15 protein-coding genes are annotated in these 16658 nt (G+C 48.6%); 13 read left to right on the top strand and 2 right to left on the bottom strand.

Going from position 1 to position 16658, the window contains the following annotated elements; genetic code table 11:
• Window positions 1-43: 43 nt before the first annotated feature.
• The 11 genes from EDD67_RS01385 to EDD67_RS01335 all read left to right on the top strand — a co-directional run bounded on the left by EDD67_RS01385 (window position 44) and on the right by EDD67_RS01335 (window position 13255).
• Window positions 44-1087 (top strand): acyl-CoA dehydrogenase family protein, encoded by a 1044-nt coding sequence (locus tag EDD67_RS01385; RefSeq protein ID WP_121439389.1) that lies wholly within the window; start codon window positions 44-46, stop codon window positions 1085-1087.
• A gap of 243 nt (window positions 1088-1330) precedes the next feature.
• A complete protein-coding gene (locus tag EDD67_RS01380) occupies window positions 1331-3016 on the top strand; it encodes a C40 family peptidase (protein WP_121439388.1) in 1686 nt (561 codons plus the stop codon).
• A 388-nt stretch (window positions 3017-3404) separates the two neighbouring features.
• Window positions 3405-4373 (top strand): LacI family DNA-binding transcriptional regulator, encoded by a 969-nt coding sequence (locus EDD67_RS01375; RefSeq protein ID WP_121439387.1) that lies wholly within the window; start codon window positions 3405-3407, stop codon window positions 4371-4373.
• A 14-nt stretch (window positions 4374-4387) separates the two neighbouring features.
• Window positions 4388-5272 carry a ribokinase gene (rbsK, locus tag EDD67_RS01370; RefSeq protein WP_121439386.1) on the top strand — a complete coding sequence of 295 codons (885 nt, stop codon included), beginning with the start codon at window positions 4388-4390 and terminating at the stop codon, window positions 5270-5272.
• Window positions 5273-5274: 2 nt separating this feature from the next.
• Window positions 5275-5670, top strand: coding sequence for a D-ribose pyranase (rbsD, locus tag EDD67_RS01365; protein WP_121439385.1), 396 nt, complete (start codon window positions 5275-5277; stop codon window positions 5668-5670).
• Window positions 5671-5692: 22 nt separating this feature from the next.
• A complete protein-coding gene (locus tag EDD67_RS01360) occupies window positions 5693-7189 on the top strand; it encodes a sugar ABC transporter ATP-binding protein (protein ID WP_121439384.1) in 1497 nt (498 codons plus the stop codon).
• Window positions 7179-8117 (top strand): ABC transporter permease subunit, encoded by a 939-nt coding sequence (locus tag EDD67_RS01355; RefSeq protein ID WP_121439383.1) that lies wholly within the window; start codon window positions 7179-7181, stop codon window positions 8115-8117. The genes EDD67_RS01360 and EDD67_RS01355 overlap by 11 nt, the downstream gene beginning before the upstream one ends.
• 19 nt (window positions 8118-8136) lie before the next feature.
• Complete coding sequence (locus tag EDD67_RS01350) at window positions 8137-9087, top strand: D-ribose ABC transporter substrate-binding protein (RefSeq protein WP_093073009.1); 951 nt, start codon at window positions 8137-8139, stop codon at window positions 9085-9087.
• Between the two features lie 451 nt (window positions 9088-9538).
• A complete protein-coding gene (locus EDD67_RS01345; RefSeq protein ID WP_093073010.1) occupies window positions 9539-10591 on the top strand; it encodes a homocysteine S-methyltransferase family protein in 1053 nt (350 codons plus the stop codon).
• A 185-nt stretch (window positions 10592-10776) separates the two neighbouring features.
• The gene (locus EDD67_RS01340; protein ID WP_121439382.1) at window positions 10777-11889 is read left to right on the top strand and encodes a hypothetical protein; all 1113 of its coding nucleotides are present in this window, start codon (window positions 10777-10779) and stop codon (window positions 11887-11889) included.
• A gap of 169 nt (window positions 11890-12058) precedes the next feature.
• Entirely contained in the window at window positions 12059-13255 is a 1197-nt protein-coding gene (locus tag EDD67_RS01335; protein ID WP_121439381.1) for a cation:proton antiporter, read from the top strand.
• An 83-nt stretch (window positions 13256-13338) separates the two neighbouring features.
• On the opposite strand, the gene EDD67_RS01330 is transcribed toward EDD67_RS01335, so the two are convergent.
• Both EDD67_RS01330 and EDD67_RS01325 read right to left on the bottom strand, forming a co-directional pair.
• Complete coding sequence (locus EDD67_RS01330) at window positions 13339-13743, bottom strand: type II toxin-antitoxin system death-on-curing family toxin (RefSeq protein ID WP_093073013.1); 405 nt, start codon at window positions 13741-13743, stop codon at window positions 13339-13341.
• Window positions 13743-14015 carry an AbrB/MazE/SpoVT family DNA-binding domain-containing protein gene (locus tag EDD67_RS01325; RefSeq protein WP_121439380.1) on the bottom strand — a complete coding sequence of 91 codons (273 nt, stop codon included), beginning with the start codon at window positions 14013-14015 and terminating at the stop codon, window positions 13743-13745. The genes EDD67_RS01330 and EDD67_RS01325 overlap by 1 nt, the downstream gene beginning before the upstream one ends.
• A gap of 198 nt (window positions 14016-14213) precedes the next feature.
• Here EDD67_RS01325 and EDD67_RS01320 point away from each other — a divergent pair, with 198 nt between their 5' ends.
• Together EDD67_RS01320 and EDD67_RS01315 are read left to right on the top strand one after the other, a co-directional pair.
• Window positions 14214-15518: a hypothetical protein gene (locus EDD67_RS01320; RefSeq protein WP_121439379.1), complete on the top strand. Its 1305-nt coding sequence runs from the start codon at window positions 14214-14216 to the stop codon at window positions 15516-15518.
• Entirely contained in the window at window positions 15519-16532 is a 1014-nt protein-coding gene (locus tag EDD67_RS01315) for a hypothetical protein (RefSeq protein ID WP_121439378.1), read from the top strand.
• The last annotated feature ends 126 nt before the right edge of the window (window positions 16533-16658 follow it).

Here is a 16658-nt window from a genome sequence, read left to right as displayed (position 1 = left end):
CATCACCCTGGAAGAGGAACGATGATTGAAGGAGGAATCGGCTGTGACGACCGTGAAAGAAGCAGTGCTCCGCCCGGAGCTCGATGATAAACTCGCCGGGCTTGCCAAAGATGTTGACCAAAATGCCTATTACCCGAAACCGTTCATGCAGGAAGTCTTGACGGACGGATATTTTCGCGGCCAAGCGCTCGCTGAGGAGGCGCGTCTGATTCGGGATGTGTCGTATCGCTGCATGACGACCGGGTTTAACCTTTGGTGCCACGCAGCCGGCCTGACGTATATTCGTCACACGGAAAATCAAACGCTTCATAACGAGTGGATCGATGCGCTTGAATCTGCGCGCACGCTCGCGGCGACTGGTCTGTCGAATCCGATGAAGTATTACGCGGGCTTGGAAAAGCTTAACTTGTCGGCTTCCCCGTCAGCTGACGGCGGTTATACCGTGAACGGTGTTTTGCCGTCAGTATCAAATATTGCTGAAGACCACGGCTTTGGCGTTGTCGCCGATGCCGGCGGGGGACGGTGCGTGATGCTGTTTGTTCACGGGTCGCAAGCCGGGGTGACGTACAAAGAAAAGACGGATTATATCGGTTTAAACGGCAGCGCGACGTACGCCTGCAAATTTACCGATGCGCATATTGCAGCCGGCCGGGTAATCGCGGAAGATGCCGCCGGTTTTGTGCAGAATATTCGTCCGCTGTTTGTCACGTATCAAATCCCGCTTGCTCTCGGCGTTACAGAACGTGCGATTGATGCAATCGAAAAATGCGCAAACAAGCAAAACGGGGCGAACAGTGCGCTTCCCGTGCAGGCGGTAAGCTTACGCTCGCGATTGATTGAATTGTCTTCGGCTTTTGAAGAAGCTGTTAAAGACGGCCGGCCGGAGTGGGAAACGATTTGCCGGCTGCGCCTCGATGCCGCGTATCTCGGGCTTGATTCTACGCATGCGTCGATGCTTCACAGCGGCGGGGCCGCGTATATGCGCGCTGCCGCAGACAACCGGCGCTTGCGCGAAGCGTACTTCTTTGCGAATTTAACACCGACCGTGAAGCATCTCGAGACGATGCTGCAAGCTGATCGGACATAGGATAAAAAAACAGCCACCGGGCTGTTTTTTATTTAGGTTGTTCAAAACGGCGAACGGCGGGGTGTATCCTTTGTACGGCGACAATCGATGCGGTTTTTGCTAATATAGCGTTAATTTTTGTTACACAATCGTAATCTTATTATTACATTGCTGTGATGTGCGGCTGTTAAGGTGGGCAATGTGAGAAATTATGGTTAAAAATGAGATTATTTGCGGGATTACATAAATTAGGAGATGAGTTGTGTGAAAAAAGCGCTGGTGTTGGCAGGAATTGTCGGTTTGGGAACGGCGTTCGGTCAAGTGAACGATGTTTCCGCGACGGAAAATCTTGAAAATGAGCAGGATCAAGTCGAGGAAGAGCGCGAGGATGTTCAAGATGAGATCACCTCTGCGGAACAGGAACTCGTAGATCTGATGGATGATCTTGATGAACTGGAAGCGGATCTTGCCGAATTGAACGAGGCGATTGAAGCGAATGAAGCGGCGATGGATGAGACGGAAGGCGAAATCGATGAAAATGAAGCCGTGGTGGAAGAGCTCGAAGCAGAAATTGCTGAGATTGAAGCGGATATGGAAGAGCGGTTTGACCTGTTAAAAAGCCGCGCGAGTTCGTACCAGCAAAACGGAAGCAGCAATGTCAGCTACATACAAGTAATTCTCGGAGCGGAAGGGTTTGCGGATTTCATCAGCCGGATTATGAACGTTTCGCGCATCGCTGAAGCGGACGAAGAGTTTATTGATGAACTGAAAGCTCTTGAAGACCAGCGCCGCGACACACAAGATGAGCATCAGTCCACACTCGATGAGCTCGATGAGCAATTCGTTGAGATGGAAGGGATGGACGCTCATTTGACGGAGCAGATTGAAGAAACAGAAGCGCTGAAAGAGGATGTCAGCGAAAACGAAGCGGAACAAGAAGCGATGATCGATGAACTGATCGCCGAAGAATCCGATTTGGCTGCGGCGGAAGCGGACTTAATGGAGCGGATTGAAGCAGAACGCGAACGCCAGGCAGAAGCCGAGCGCCGCGCTGAAGAAGAGGCGGCTGCTGAAGCGGAAGAAGCTGCAGAAGAACAGGCTGAGGCGGAAGCTCAAGCAGAACAGGAAGCGGAAGCAGAGCGTGCGGAGCAGGCGGCAGCTGAAGAAAATGCTTCGTCTGAGGAAAACAATACAAATTCTGCAGAAAACAGTTCATCAGCAGCAAACGAGTCACCGAACTCTGCAGCAAGCAACAATAACAGTGCAAATAACAACTCAAATAACAGTTCAAACAACAATTCAAACAACAGCAGCAATTCAAGCAACAGTTCAAATAATACGAGCAGTGAATCGACGAATAGTACAAGCAGCAATACAAGCTCAAACAACAGCAGTTCAAGTAATAATAACAGCAATAACAGTTCAAACAACGCAAGCAATAATAACAGCAGCTCAAACAATACAAACAGCAACAGCTCAAACGAGAGTGCAAGCAGTTCGAATGCTTCAAACAGTTCAAGTTCAAATTCATCTCCGTCAAGCAGCGCGCCGTCCGGCGGAAGCGGGATTGAAGATTTGATTTCAAACGGCAGAGAATATATCGGCAATTCGACGTATGTATTTGGCGCGGGACGCAATCAATCCGACATTAACGCAGGGCGATTTGATTGTTCCGGCTTTCTCAGCTGGGCGTTCAGTTCGATTGGCATGAGCATGCCTGCGTCGACGGACGGTCTCGCGACAGCGGGCACCCGTGTTTCCTCGAGTGAAAAGCAGCGCGGCGACATCGTCTTTTTCGATACGTACAAGACGAACGGCCACGCGGGCATTTATCTCGGCAACGGCACATACCTCGGCGCGCAGTCGTCGACAGGCGTTGCTGTGGCAGATATGTCGAGCGGTTACTGGGCGGACAACTACAACGGTTACGTTATCCGTCCGAACTACTAAAAAATAATAAAAGCAAGCTTAAAAGACTGCCTGCGGGCAGTCTTTTAAGTTGTAGATGAACAATTATTTTGACGTAAGCCACGCAGCCGCTAACCTCCGCTTGCCCCGGGCAAGGACTCAGCTAGGATTCGGCGGCCTCAGGCCGCCGAATCCGGATCTTCGTCTCTTGCTTTCCCGGAGGCGTCGGAAGAAGCGGATGCGCGGCTTTCTTACTTTGCACAATAATATTCAAACTGCGCTGTTTGAAACTGGGAGGATGAACCAGCACTCTTTTCTTGCTCGCAACGGCGTAGGCATATTGAAATAAATTGATTATCGGAGACAGGTTGACAACAAAAATGTAAGCGTTTACTATGTGTGTAACCGGTTACAGATCGGAGGACTTTTTATGACAACGATTAAAGACGTAGCTAAATACGCAGAGGTTTCTGTGGCGACGGTATCAAGAGTATTGAATGACAGAGGGTATGCAAGTGCAGAGGCGCGCCGGCGAGTGCTCGACGCGATCGAGAAATTGAATTATCAGCCGAATTCCGTCGCGCGATCACTTTATCATAAAACATCCGGTATGATCGGGTTATTCATGCCGGATATCACAAACCCGTTTTTCCCTGAATTGGCCCGGGCAGTGGAAGATGTTGCTCTTGAGTCGGGGTATACAGTGGTATTTTGTAATACGGATGAAGAAGAAGCAAAAGAAAAACGTTATTTTGACGCACTGAAGCAAAAATATGTTGACGGGATTATTTTAACAGCGAGCAGTCAATCAGCGAGTGATTATGCGCAATGGGATATGCCGATTGTTGCGCTTGACCGGGTAATCGGCAAACATATTCCGACCGTTGCGTCAGACAATAAAAACGGCGCCCGGCAGGCAACAATTCACTTGGCCGAACGCGGCTGTTCATTTATCGCTCATTTAAAAGGCCCGGCCGGCGTTCGCCCGGCAGACGATCGAGCGGCCGGGTTTGAAGAAGTGATTGAGGAAAAAGGACTTCGAAGCGTGGTTGTTCAAACAAACTTCTCGATTAAACAGGCAGAAAAAGAAACAATGAAGCTGCTGGCCGATCACCCCGATATTGACGGGATCTTTGCAGCCAGTGATGTCACCGCAGCCGGCGCGATGCAAGCTTTGGCGCAATCGGGGAGAAGCGTTCCGGGAGACGTGAAAGTGATCGGTTTTGACGGTATCCCGCTCTGTAATATGCTTGTCCCTTCGTTAACTACCGTGCAGCAATCGATCTATCAAATGGGCGAGAAAGCGGCGCAGCTTTTAATCCAGCAGATTGAGCACGGTGAGAGTGAGAGCTGCGAGCATATTTTTCCGGTTTCGTTGATTATCAGAGAGACGACTTAAGGAGGAGAAAAGAGATGAGACGGCCTAAAGTAACGGTTGTAGGAAGCATTAATTTGGATATGGTCACCAAAACAGAACGGATTCCAGACCAAGGCGAAACGCTGATTGGCGGAACATTTGCGACATTTTCCGGCGGGAAGGGAGCCAATCAAGCGGTCGCAGCCGCAAGACTCGGAGCGGATACAGCTTTAATTGGGGCGGTCGGCAACGATGTATTTGGAAAGACGTTGCTGGATACTTTAGCTAAGGAATCTCTTTTTTTGGATGGTGTGGAACCGGTTACAGATGTTTCGACCGGCGTTGCGACGATCCTGCTTTCCGGCGGAGATAACCGGATTATCGTCACACCCGGGGCAAACAGCACAGTCGACCGCCGGAGTATTGACCGCAACGAGGAGCGTCTCAAAATGAGCGACGCCGTACTCGTCCAAATGGAAATCCCGCTGGATACGATTGCTTATTTAGTTAATAAATGTGCCGAGTGGGGAGTCCCGGTCATTGTCAACCCGGCCCCGGCAGCAGAGCTTGACAAACAAACTTGGATGAAGGCCGCCTGGATCACGCCGAATGAAACGGAGTTTGCGCAGCTTTTTCAGCGCGATGATACTCAAGAGCTTGAGCGAAAATTGATCGTTACAAAAGGCGCGGGCGGCACGTTGTTTTATCAAACGGATCAGGAAATAACTGTTCCGGCGTTTGCGGCTGACGTTGTCGACACAACAGGGGCGGGAGACACATTTAACGGGGCCTTGACCGTAGCTCTGGCTGAAAAGCAAAAAATGTATGATGCTGTTAAGTTTGCCAATGCTGCTGCATCGCTTTCAGTAAGAGTTTTCGGTGCGCAAGAAGGGATGCCCGATCGTGAAGCGGTAGAAAAACTGTTGAAGGAGGAAGGCTGAGTATGCAAAAGCATGGAATTTTGAATCGTGATATTGCTGAAGTGCTGGCAAAGCTTGGTCACACGGACCAAATCGTTGTGGCGGATTGCGGTCTGCCGATCCCGGACGGCGTAAAATGTATTGACCTCAGTTTGAAACTGGGAACCCCTTCGTTTACGGATGTCTTGGACGTAGTGCTGGCAGAAATGGAAGTGGAGCATTTGCTTGCCGCCGAAGAGATGAAGGAGGCGAATCCAGGTTTATATCTTCATTTTACCGAAACATATCAACCGCCTGTTACTTGGGTAAAGCATGAACAGTTGAAAAAAGATTGTGCCAACGTCAAAGCGGTGATTCGAACTGGCGAGAATACGCCTTTTGCAAATGTGATTTTACAGGCAGGGGTCATTTTCGGCTAAGCCGAATAGGGGGGGTGATCAAATGATTGAAATGCGAGGAATTGATAAATCGTTCGGCGCAAATAAAGTGCTGAAAAGTGTTGATTTTCATGTCGCGTCAGGAGAAATTCATGCGCTTATGGGTGAAAACGGTGCGGGGAAATCGACGTTAATAAAAATCTTGACCGGAATTCATGAGAGCGACGCTGGTACCATTCGCGTGAAGGAGAGGGAAATCGAATACAGTCACCCGAAAGAAGCGGAAGGTGACGGGATTGCCGTCATTCATCAAGAATTAAATATTTTGCCTGAGCTGTCGGTTGCCGAAAACTTCTACCTCGGAAAAGAAGAAACAGCAGGACGTTCTCCGTGGCTGAAAACTAAAGACATGAACCGGAAAACGGCTGAAGTCATGGGGAAATTGGGCTTAAACGTCAGCCCGACAACGAGGGCAGGCAGCTTATCGGTTGGGCAGCAGCAAATTATTGAAATCGCAAAAGCACTGGAGACAAAAGCGGAATTAATTATTATGGATGAACCGACGGCTGCGCTGACGGGGCGTGAAATAGAGACGCTTTTTAAGATTATTCGTGATTTACAAGCTGAAGGTGTTTCGTTTGTGTATATATCGCATCGTATGGAGGAGATTTTTTCACTTTGCGATCGTATCACAGTTTTGCGCGATGGCGAGTATATCGGCACACGAAAAACCGCTGAGACCGATTTCGACGGGATCGTTAAAATGATGGTCGGGCGCGATTTAGGTGATCAATTTCCCGATTATCAATTGCAGCCGGGAGCGGAAAAGCTCGCAGTTAAAGAGTTGGCGAAAAAAGGACTTTTCGAAGACGTCTCGTTTTCAGTATGTGAAGGAGAAATTTTCGGTATCGCCGGTCTGATGGGGGCCGGACGCTCTGAGGTTGTTGAAACACTGTTCGGTTATCGAAAAAAAGACAGCGGCGCAGTATTTCTTGACGGGGAAGAAATCAACTTAAAACATCCGCACGATTCGATCGTAAAAGGGTTCGGGTTTGTTTCTGAAGACCGGAAGTCAAAAGGACTCGTCGTTCATTTTTCGATTCAAGACAATTTAAACATGACAAATTTGAACGAGATCTCAAAGCGGACGTGGATATCTGCGAACAAAGAACGTGAGCTGTACGATGAGCTGGTCAAGAAACTCGGCATTGTGACATCGGGGCCAGGACAGTCCGCCAAGTCGTTAAGCGGCGGTAATCAGCAAAAAGTGGTGATCGCGAAGTGGCTTTATACAACTCCGCGTGTATTGATTTTGGATGAACCTACGCGAGGCGTGGATGTCGGCGCGAAAAAAGAAATTTATTCGATTATGAATGAGCTTGCCAAACACGGTGTGGCTATCATTATGATCTCATCGGAGCTTCCGGAAGTGATCGGCATGAGTTCACGGGTCGGTGTCATGTTTGAAGGCAAGATGCAGACCGTGTTGGAGCGGTCTGAACTGACAGAGGAGCGAATCATGCACTATGCCACGGGAGGAGAGTCATTTCATGAAAAATAAACAATTGTCGACAGTGCTGCGGACGATCGGCCCGCTAATAGGCTTGCTTTTGATTGTAGCGATCGTTTCGATTTTGAATCCGAGTTTTCTCTCGCCGACAAATTTGTTTAACCTATTACGTCAAGTGTCTGTTAATGCGTTGATCGCTTTTGGCATGACATACGTTATTTTAACAGGCGGGATCGATTTATCGGTCGGCTCAACATTGGCACTGTCATCTGCAGTCGGAGCCTCCTTAATGGCAGCGGGAGTCGATCCGATTTTGGCGATGCTTCTTGCTCTTTTAGCAGGTGCCGTTCTAGGGGCGTTAAACGGGGTGTTTATCGCGAAAGGAAAAGTAGCGCCGTTTATTGCAACGTTGGCAACGATGACGATATACCGCGGTTTGACGCTTGTGTTGACTGACGGACGTCCTGTAACCGGTCTGGGTGATTCTGTTGCATTTGAAATGTACGGCCGGGGTTACATTTTAGGGGTGCCTGTGCCTGCGATCACAATGATATTATCATTCGTTATTCTCTATTTGATATTGAAGAAAACGACGTTCGGCCGCCGCGTTTATGCTGTCGGAGGTAATGAAGAAGCGGCTTTGTTATCAGGGATTAAAGCTGACCGAATCAAGATTTATGTTTATTCCTTAACCGGTTTTTTAGCGGCGACAGCCGGAATGATTTTAACTTCACGTTTGAACTCCGCGCAGCCGACAGCCGGACAAATGTATGAACTCGATGCGATCGCTGCTGTTGTGCTCGGAGGAACGAGCCTTACAGGCGGAAGAGGTTGGATCGTCGGCACGCTTATCGGTGCCTTGATCATAGGAGTTATTGATAATGGTCTCAATTTGTTGGGGGTGAGCTCATTTTATCAGCAAGTTGTTAAAGGAAGTGTCATTTTATTCGCGGTCATGGTAGATCGAAAAAAATCTTAAGAAAAAGGGGAGAAACAACATGAAAAAAATTCAAGCGTTGTCCGTTTTGTTAACCGGAGGTATGCTGTTAGCTGCTTGTTCAACCGAGTCGCCCGTCGAGGAGAATAATAACGGAGGCGGAAACGAAGGAAATAACAATGCAGAGGCTGATGGAGACGAAGAATATACCATTGGGTTTTCTGTATCAACATTAAATAATCCATTCTTTGTGTCGTTAGAAGAAGCGGCGTCTGATTATGCGGATGAATTAGGGGTGGAATTGATCACAGCTGATGCCCAAGATGATGATGCGACGCAGATCAATGATGTGGAAGATTTGATGCAGCAAGATATTGATTTATTAATGATCAACCCGACAGATTCTGATGCGGTTGTCAGTTCGATTGAATTGGCTAATGCTGAAGACATTCCCGTTGTTACCGTCGACCGCGGCTCAGAAGGCGGCGAGGTAGTGACACACGTAGCTTCGGATAACGTTGAAGGCGGCGAAATGGCCGCGGAACTTCTCGTTGACTTAGTCGGTGAAGGAGCAGAGGTTGCCGAAATTGAAGGAATTCCTGGTTCATCTGCGGCCACGGAACGCGGTGAAGGCTTTAACAATATTGCTGACGATCAACTGGATGTTGTAGCTTCTCAAGCAGGCGATTTTGACCGCTCAGAAGGGCTTTCTGTCATGGAAGATATTTTGCAAGGAAATGAAGGGATTGAAGGAGTATTTGCGCATAACGATGAGATGGCATTGGGAGCTCTCGAAGCCGCTGAAGGGGCTGACCGCGAAGACTTAGAAATTATCGGTTTTGATGCGACCGATGATGCGGTCGATGCTGTTGAAGAAGGACGTCTTTCCGGAACAGTTGCCCAGCAGCCGGGTCTTATTGCAGAAGAAGCACTGGACGCAGCGGTAAGTTACCTTAACGGTGAAGATGTCGAGGATTTTGTCGGCGTTGATTTGGAATTGGTAACAGAGTAATCAATTCTACGGATATAAAAAGACTGCCTGCGGGCAGTCTTTTAGATTGCAGACAAAGTAAAAGCATCATCAGACGTCAACTCGTTTAAAGACCGGATGACGACGCATCGTCCCTCTTTGAATCGAGTATATTCACAAGAAAGGAAGCTGTGCATCCACTCCTCCGGCGCCTCCGGGAAAGCAAGAGACGAATACTAGCTGAGTCCTTGCCCGGGGCAAGCGGAGGGTAGTGGATTCATGGCTTGCGTCAAAATTATCGTTTGTCGACAGCCTAGAAAACCGGCGCCATAACGGCCGCTTTTACCGTGGCTGAGTCTTTTTTACGGCCGCGTTATCGGTCTTTTCGATAAAAAAACAAAATTTTTCGCCTTTTTCTTGTTCAGTCGTTTACAATGACATCTGTTTCCTGTTAAGTTAAGTGAATATATAAGAAAACAAGGAGGTCATCAAGATGGCGAAGCGGAGTTTAGCAGAGCGATTAAACGACGGCACTGTCATTGTGGCAGAAGGATATTTATTTGAATTGGAACGGCGCGGCTATTTGCAGGCGGGTTCGTTTGTCCCGGAAGTATCACTGGAAAATCCGGAAGTATTAAAGTCGGTGTACCGTGATTTTATGTATGCCGGTTCCGATGTAGTATTGGCGTTTACATATAACGCCCACCGTGAAAAAATGCGGATTATCGGCAAAGAAGACCAGCTTGAGCCGTTAAACCGTCAGGCGATTCGGCTCGCGAAAGAAGTCGCCGCTGAACATCCGAATGAAGAGGCGCTTGTCGCCGGGAATATTTCGAACACGAACATTTTCGATCCGGAAGACCCGCAGTCAAAAGAGGATGTCCGCATGATGTTCCGTGAAATGATCGGCTGGTGTAAAGAAGAAGGCGTCGATTTCATCGCCGGTGAAACATTTTACTACCATGAGGAGGCGATGATTGCCCTTGAGGAAATTTTGGCAGCCGACTTGCCGGCAGCGATTATGCTCGCGATGATGGGCGAAAATCAAATGCGCGACGGTTATTCCGTCGAGGAATCGTGCAAAATTTTAGAAGATGCCGGCGCGCTTGTAGTCGGGATGAACTGCTTCCGCGGTCCGGCGACAATGCAGCCGTATATCGAAAAAATTGCCAAAACGGTCAAAGGTCATTTAGGGGCGCTTCCGGTTCCGTACCGCACGACAGAAGAGCATCCGACCTTTTTCAATTTGCCGGATGAAGGCTGCACGTGCTGCATCCCGACCGAGACGACGTTTCCGACATCGCTTGACCCGCTCTACGTTAACCGTTACGAAATAGCTGAATGGGCAAAAGAAGCGAAAGCAGCCGGTGTGAACTATATCGGACTGTGCTGCGGCGCGTCGCCGGCGATGATCCGCTCTGTCACCGAAGCAGTCGGGCTTGAGGCGATCAATTCCCGTTATTCGCCGGATATGCAAAAACACTTCCTTTTCGGTTCCGATGACACGTTAAAGCAGCACAATCAAGCGTATCGCGGCAAAGCGTAACAAAATAGTATAAGCTCCCCCAGTGAAGGAAAACGTCCGCAGCTTCGGTTGCGGACGTTTTTTTGGATGATATGAGGAGATAAATGAAAATATTTAACATTTATTGTTCTTGATATAGTATAATTTAAAATAGATGGTTCAACTGTGTATTCGCAATCAATCCATGAGGGGGAGGGCTGTGACCAATGGTGATCGCTGATTTAGTGCGTCATACGAGAGAAACGTCCAAACTGAAACAGCGTTTTAAGGAAAGGGCAGCGAACATGAAGCCGGGAACGTACGCGTTATCACCCGATTTAAAACTCATTTATCGTGTTGATGCAGACACGATCCGCTATGTCAGCCAATATTTTGGCCTGGAGCACGAAAGAGCCGCAGTCTCATTTGACGGCCGGCGCGTATATTTGAATCTCGGCAATCCGACGTGCAAAATTGAAAAAAAAGCCGATGATGACGGCGGAACTGTCTATTATGTCATCACATCAGCCGATGAGACGGGGAAGGCCGAAGCAAAAGTGTTTAAGTTTGAAGAGGAAGAAGTGCTTACCCTGTTCGAAAGAGACCATGATGTGTATAAATACGCAGCAAACGATACGTATTTTCGCGATTTCTTCCAGCTGACTGAGGTGAACACGATTGATTTGGAGCGCCGGATTTGTTCTGAACAGTTTGTTCCGTTCATGCGAAAAAAAGACTGGACGTTTGCTCATTATGATAAAGTGACAGCCCGTCTGTTCAGTAACTATTATGAGTATGCGCAAACGTGCGGCGAGGAAATATCGGTCAGTTACGGAAACGTTAAAGCGAAGCTCGCAAGAATCGGTTCGGATCGTGCTTTCGTTGAAACAGCCGCGCTGTTGGACACGGCGATTCCGGAACTCGTGAAACGCACGCCGTTTCCGCATATCCGCCAGCATGGCAATATGCATTCGGACAATATTTTAATCTGCTGTGACGATGACGATAAGATTTATTTTACCGGTTGGGACCAGTCAATGAAATATTTGCTCGGCTTCGATTTATTCCATTGGTTTCAAGATAAAATCGACGAACGAAGCGAACCGCATAAAATTGGCTTGATAGACTATTTTCACGGCGATTTTGACCCTTATTTTGACAAGCTGTTCCGGGCGTTCGGTCTTTATTACAATGAGTACTCGCGCAAGACGCTGTATTTCATGTATTTAACGGAGAAGATTTATCGCAAAGAACTTGCGAAAAGCCGTCCGGATAAAAAACGTTCCGCCTTGAAGCATAATGAGCAGATCGACCGGATCAAAGAGCTTGAACTGTCATGATCGATATAAAGATCCCTGCTGATGCAGGGGTCTTTATTTTTTACTGTTAATAGACAGTTTACGATTGCATGAGGATCTTTATAGCGTTTATAATGTTCGGGCTGTGTGTGAAAGGGCGAATTTTACATAGATTATTTATGCGGTTTTCAGCCGAGCGGAGGTGTTGTAAATGGAATTGACAGTTGTAACGATGGGATTGTTCTTATTTGCGGGGATGGTTTCGCACTGGGTTTCTTGGCGCTGGGGGATGCCGGCGATTGTTGTGATGACAGTTGCGGGCATGCTTCTTGGTCCGGGGCTTGGGCTGTTAAATCCGGAAGAAGTGTTTGGCGATTTAATGAAGCCGCTCGTGTCACTGGCAGTTGCGATCATATTGTTTGAAGGCAGTATGAGTTTGGACAGGGAAGAAATTCTCGGTTTTCGCAAGCCGGTCCAGCGGATGATCACGGTTGTGCCGCTGTTATCATGGGTAATGACGGCGCTGGCGGTGCATTTTATTATCGGACTGTCGTGGACGGTTGCATTTGTGATCGGCGGATTGTTTGTCGTGACGGGACCGACAGTGATCATGCCGCTTCTTCGTCAAGCCAATTTGCAAAACCGTCCGTCGGCGCTGTTACGCTGGGAAGGAATCGTTGTTGATCCGATCGGTCCGCTGTATGCGTTGTTTGCGTTTCAAATCGGCCTCGTCTTAACCGGCGCTACGGACATTTTTGCCCTTGCTGCCTTCTTCGGCTCAGCGATCATTGCTTCGGTCGGCGGTTATTTGCTCGGTCATACGATGGGGCGGATGTTCGAGCGCAAGATGGTGCCGTATTTCATGCAGACGTCGATGATGTTCGCCGTTGTCGTGCTCGCGTTCGGCGCGTCCAACCTGTTAATGCCGGAAAGCGGCTTGCTGACCGTGACGGCGATGGGCATGGCGCTGGCCAACATGGGGCTCGACCGGCATATTTTTGAAAATATCCGTCATTTCAAAGAAAACATATCAGTGCTGCTTATTTCAGCTGTGTTTATTATTTTAACGGCATCGGTCACGCGCGCAGAAGCGATGACGATGCTGGATTGGCGCCTGCTCGTCTTCGTCGCGGTGATGATTTTGCTTGTCCGCCCGCTTTCCGTCTGGCTCGGACTTGCCAATACAGGAATTCCGGCGCGGGAAAAAACAATCGTCGGCTGGATCGCACCGCGCGGAATCGTAGCACTCACGGTGAGCAGTTATTTTGAAACGATTCTTGTCGACGCTGGTTTTACCGATGCGGAGATTTTCGTTCCGCTCACACTCGCGCTCGTCTTTATTACCGTGACGATTCACGGCTTTACGCTCGGACCGCTCGCGCGCAAACTCGGGTTGTCGCAAGTGTAACTTATGCAGAAACGATTCGAAGCGAAAAAACCGCGAACCCCTGATTGACTCAATCACGTTCGCGGTTTGTTTATAGTTATCGTTTATTCTTCTGTATTTCTAACCGGTTCAGCATATTTCTCAATCCAAGCGGAAATTTCGCCGATCGACGGTTTATTCACCCAAACGTGCCGGGTGTACTCCTCGGCCCGGTTTTCGCTTGCTGTCAGCCGGTAACCGTTTAAATACAGCATCAATACAAGCGCCGCAAACGCAGTGCGCCGGTTGCCGTAATAAAACGGCCGGTTTTTTAAAACCGTGCTGTACAGCGCAGCACACTTCAGCCAAAACGTCGGGAAAGCTTCCTCGCCGAATAGGCTTTGAATCGGACGTTCCGCCGCATCAACCAGTGCCTCTTCATCGCGAACGCCGAACGGCTGATCAGGCGAATAAATCCGGTTCACAAGCGTATTAATCCACTTCAATTCATGCAAGAGCACATACCGCATCAGCCGCCCCTCCGATCTGCAAGCGTACGAAACGTTTGATCATACTGATCAAGCACGTGCCGCATCCCGTCAATAAAATCTTCGTCTGCATCGTCCATCCCGCTCAGATCAAGCGAACGCTCCGGACGGATCACCACCTGCTTATTCTCAATCCGAAACGATACCTCATCGCCTTGATTAACCGCTAAATATTCGGCAATCTCCGGCGGAATCGTGACTGAAAGTTTCTCTTTTGTCCGGGTGATCCGCTGTGAATACTCTTCTGTCGCCATTTCAACCCCACCTTTGTTTAAACCTCGTCTGCCTTATCTCATACCCGGAAATCCTTCGATTTAAGCCGCCCGCTTCGCACAGATTTGTGACAGATCAAAATTTATGACGATAGGGATTCAAATACAGGGGATTTATGGTAATATAGAAGTAATGTAGTTCTCGAGTATGAGAGGATGGGAAAAAGGAGGGGGTTGCTGATGAAAAAATATTCATTATCGATTGGTTTCGCAGCGCTCGTGTTCGCCTTCGGGGCGGCGGCTGTAACGGCAGAAGAGACGAATAACGATAACAGCGGCAATTCGTATAATTTTGAAAATGATAATTGGAATTGGACACCGCCGGAAAACAACGGCGGAAGTGAAAATGAAGACGATACGGCGGCAAACAATGAGCCGGCCGGTAACAATTCGGGCAATAATACAGACGGCGAAAACAATTCAGCCGATTCCGGGAACTCGAATTCAACCAATAACAGCGGATCCGGAAATAACTCATCCGGCAGCAATTCCTCCAATGAAAACAGTTCGAATACAAACAGCCAGAACACGTCTGACAGCGGCGGATTGAATAATACGGGCAGCACAAATCAATCAAACGGGACAACGGACACCGGTAATACAAACAGCGGAACAAATCAAAATACCGGCGGTACAAGCGGCGGATCATCCGGCGGGAATACGAACTGGCAGCCAAATCAGCAAAACAGCGGCAATAATACTAACAATACATGGAACGGCGGCAACACATCAGAAAACGGCGGTACCGGCGGCCAGTCGACGAATGATGGGCCGCAGGGGAATAGCGGCTCTGCTGAACAAACCGACACTCCCCTGAGCGAAAACGGTGACAACGAAGCCGAGAACGGTAACGCTGCTTCTGAAAACGCGAATAGCGAAATGAATAATGAAAACGATTCTGATAATGACAACAATGAAGAAAACGAGCAAAATGAATCGAATGACAATGCGGAGGAAAATGAAACGGATGAGCATGAGGAAGAAAAGCGTGCTTATTTTTTCCTCAACGATGACACGTTATTTGACCTTCGTGCTGAACGTCTCGCATTAGCTCAGGAAACTTCCGAAGTGGACGAACTGGAAGGAGACGAGACGTTTCGGCCCGGATTCGGTTCCGCGATCGAAACAGAGTATGAGAATGTCAACGGAGCGATCACGACCGATTATCAAGCGATCTTGCTTGCAGCTCGAGATATTTTAGAGGCAGAACCGGGCGATGATCCGTGGAACGGTTCTGCAGATGAAGAGGAATTAGCAGAGCTATGGGCGTTTTTCTTAGCATCGGAGGACCTGCAAGATTACGGACAAAGCGATCTTGTTTTTGCCGTGCTCGAAACGCATTACGACCATCTGCACGATGAGGCGGCCGAGCTGTCTGAAAAACTCGAAGACGCGATTGCCGACGGTTCAGGCGGGACCGGTTTTTTAGGCACGATTCGCTCGTTCTTTTCATCGATCGGAAATTTATTTGCGGGGTTGTTTTAAATGAAGAAAGTAAACATGTATTTCAGCTTAGCCGGTATGACGGCGGCAATCGGGCTGCTTTTCACACCGCTGACGAATAGTGTTGAAGCAACTGATGACGGTTTCGGTCATAATAAACGATTCGATCAGCAGTGGGGGGCGTTTTCCGATGATTCTTCTGCGGATCGGGATATGAACCGGGACAGCAGAATGAACGGGGAAAACGGAGCTAACCGTACAAACCGTTCTCATACAGAAAGCGGCAATGGTTTTATTGGCGGGGAAACGACGGATGCTGGAGATGTTCCAAGAAGTGAACCGAATGCCGGCGGGGTGCCCGAGACAGAAGAAGATGCTTTAGCGCCGGGCATGAGCAGGCAAGAATCAGACTTGTCAGGTGAAGGGTCGGCCGAGAGCGATCAAGAAGCACTTGAAGAACAGCTCGTTGAGGAATTGTTAGGCGAAGACAGCGCAGAATCTGATCCTGCTTCGGAAACAGTGCTGGAAGAAGGGCTGGACGAATCCTTGCAAGAGGAGGCAGTGATTGAGGAATCAACCGATGAGGTTGACGAAACGGATGCGGCAGAAGAATATTATGAAGAGGCGGAAAATCCGTTGACAGAGAATGCAGGCAGCGGTCAAGAGTATCATCATTTCCCGGTCATGTTCAGCCGGATTCTGCTTGCAGGGATTGAGGAATCAACCGACGGTGAAGACAGCATGAACGAAGCTTATGAAGCGGCGCTCGAGACGACGTTCAACAGCATGCCTTACATGCTCGAGCTTGATTATCCCTCCTTAGTATTGGCAGCATCAGATATTTTGGAAGCGGAAAGCGGCGAAGATCCTTGGCAAGGAGAAATTCCGGCTGAAGCTCTGATTGACTTCTGGGCGTTCTTCGAATTAAATGATGAACTTCATGATTTTAAACGAACATCGGAAATTATTGCTGCGCTTAAAGAACATTACAGCGAGTATGAAGGTGAAACAGCTGATCGCGTCAATGCGCTCGAAGAAGCAGCCGCTGCAGAATAAGAAGAAATCCCTCCAGTGCATAAAAATATGCATTGGAGGGATTTTTTGTAATCTGACCAGGACCGGATTTTTTTGCTGGTTAGATAAATCAGTTTGCCAAAACTGAAAAAGTGGTAAATATATGTA

The sequence above is a fragment of the Salisediminibacterium halotolerans genome, assembly GCF_003814815.1.
GTDB classification, from domain to species: Bacteria; Bacillota; Bacilli; order Bacillales; family Salisediminibacteriaceae; genus Salisediminibacterium; species Salisediminibacterium halotolerans.
Note: the sequence above shows the minus strand (reverse complement) of the source record. Positions and strands in the feature narration are given on the sequence as shown.

Coding starts and splice junctions, on each gene's coding strand:
- EDD67_RS01375 (WP_121439387.1), top strand. CDS start 3,405: ATGACAACGATTAAAGACGTAGCTAAATACGCAGAGGTTTCTGTGGCG.
- rbsK (WP_121439386.1), top strand. CDS start 4,388: ATGAGACGGCCTAAAGTAACGGTTGTAGGAAGCATTAATTTGGATATG.
- rbsD (WP_121439385.1), top strand. CDS start 5,275: ATGCAAAAGCATGGAATTTTGAATCGTGATATTGCTGAAGTGCTGGCA.
- EDD67_RS01360 (WP_121439384.1), top strand. CDS start 5,693: ATGATTGAAATGCGAGGAATTGATAAATCGTTCGGCGCAAATAAAGTG.
- EDD67_RS01355 (WP_121439383.1), top strand. CDS start 7,179: ATGAAAAATAAACAATTGTCGACAGTGCTGCGGACGATCGGCCCGCTA.
- EDD67_RS01350 (WP_093073009.1), top strand. CDS start 8,137: ATGAAAAAAATTCAAGCGTTGTCCGTTTTGTTAACCGGAGGTATGCTG.
- EDD67_RS01345 (WP_093073010.1), top strand. CDS start 9,539: ATGGCGAAGCGGAGTTTAGCAGAGCGATTAAACGACGGCACTGTCATT.
- EDD67_RS01340 (WP_121439382.1), top strand. CDS start 10,777: ATGGTGATCGCTGATTTAGTGCGTCATACGAGAGAAACGTCCAAACTG.
- EDD67_RS01335 (WP_121439381.1), top strand. CDS start 12,059: ATGGAATTGACAGTTGTAACGATGGGATTGTTCTTATTTGCGGGGATG.
- EDD67_RS01330 (WP_093073013.1), bottom strand. CDS start 13,743: ATGCGGTATGTGCTCTTGCATGAATTGAAGTGGATTAATACGCTTGTG.
- EDD67_RS01325 (WP_121439380.1), bottom strand. CDS start 14,015: ATGGCGACAGAAGAGTATTCACAGCGGATCACCCGGACAAAAGAGAAA.
- EDD67_RS01320 (WP_121439379.1), top strand. CDS start 14,214: ATGAAAAAATATTCATTATCGATTGGTTTCGCAGCGCTCGTGTTCGCC.
- EDD67_RS01315 (WP_121439378.1), top strand. CDS start 15,519: ATGAAGAAAGTAAACATGTATTTCAGCTTAGCCGGTATGACGGCGGCA.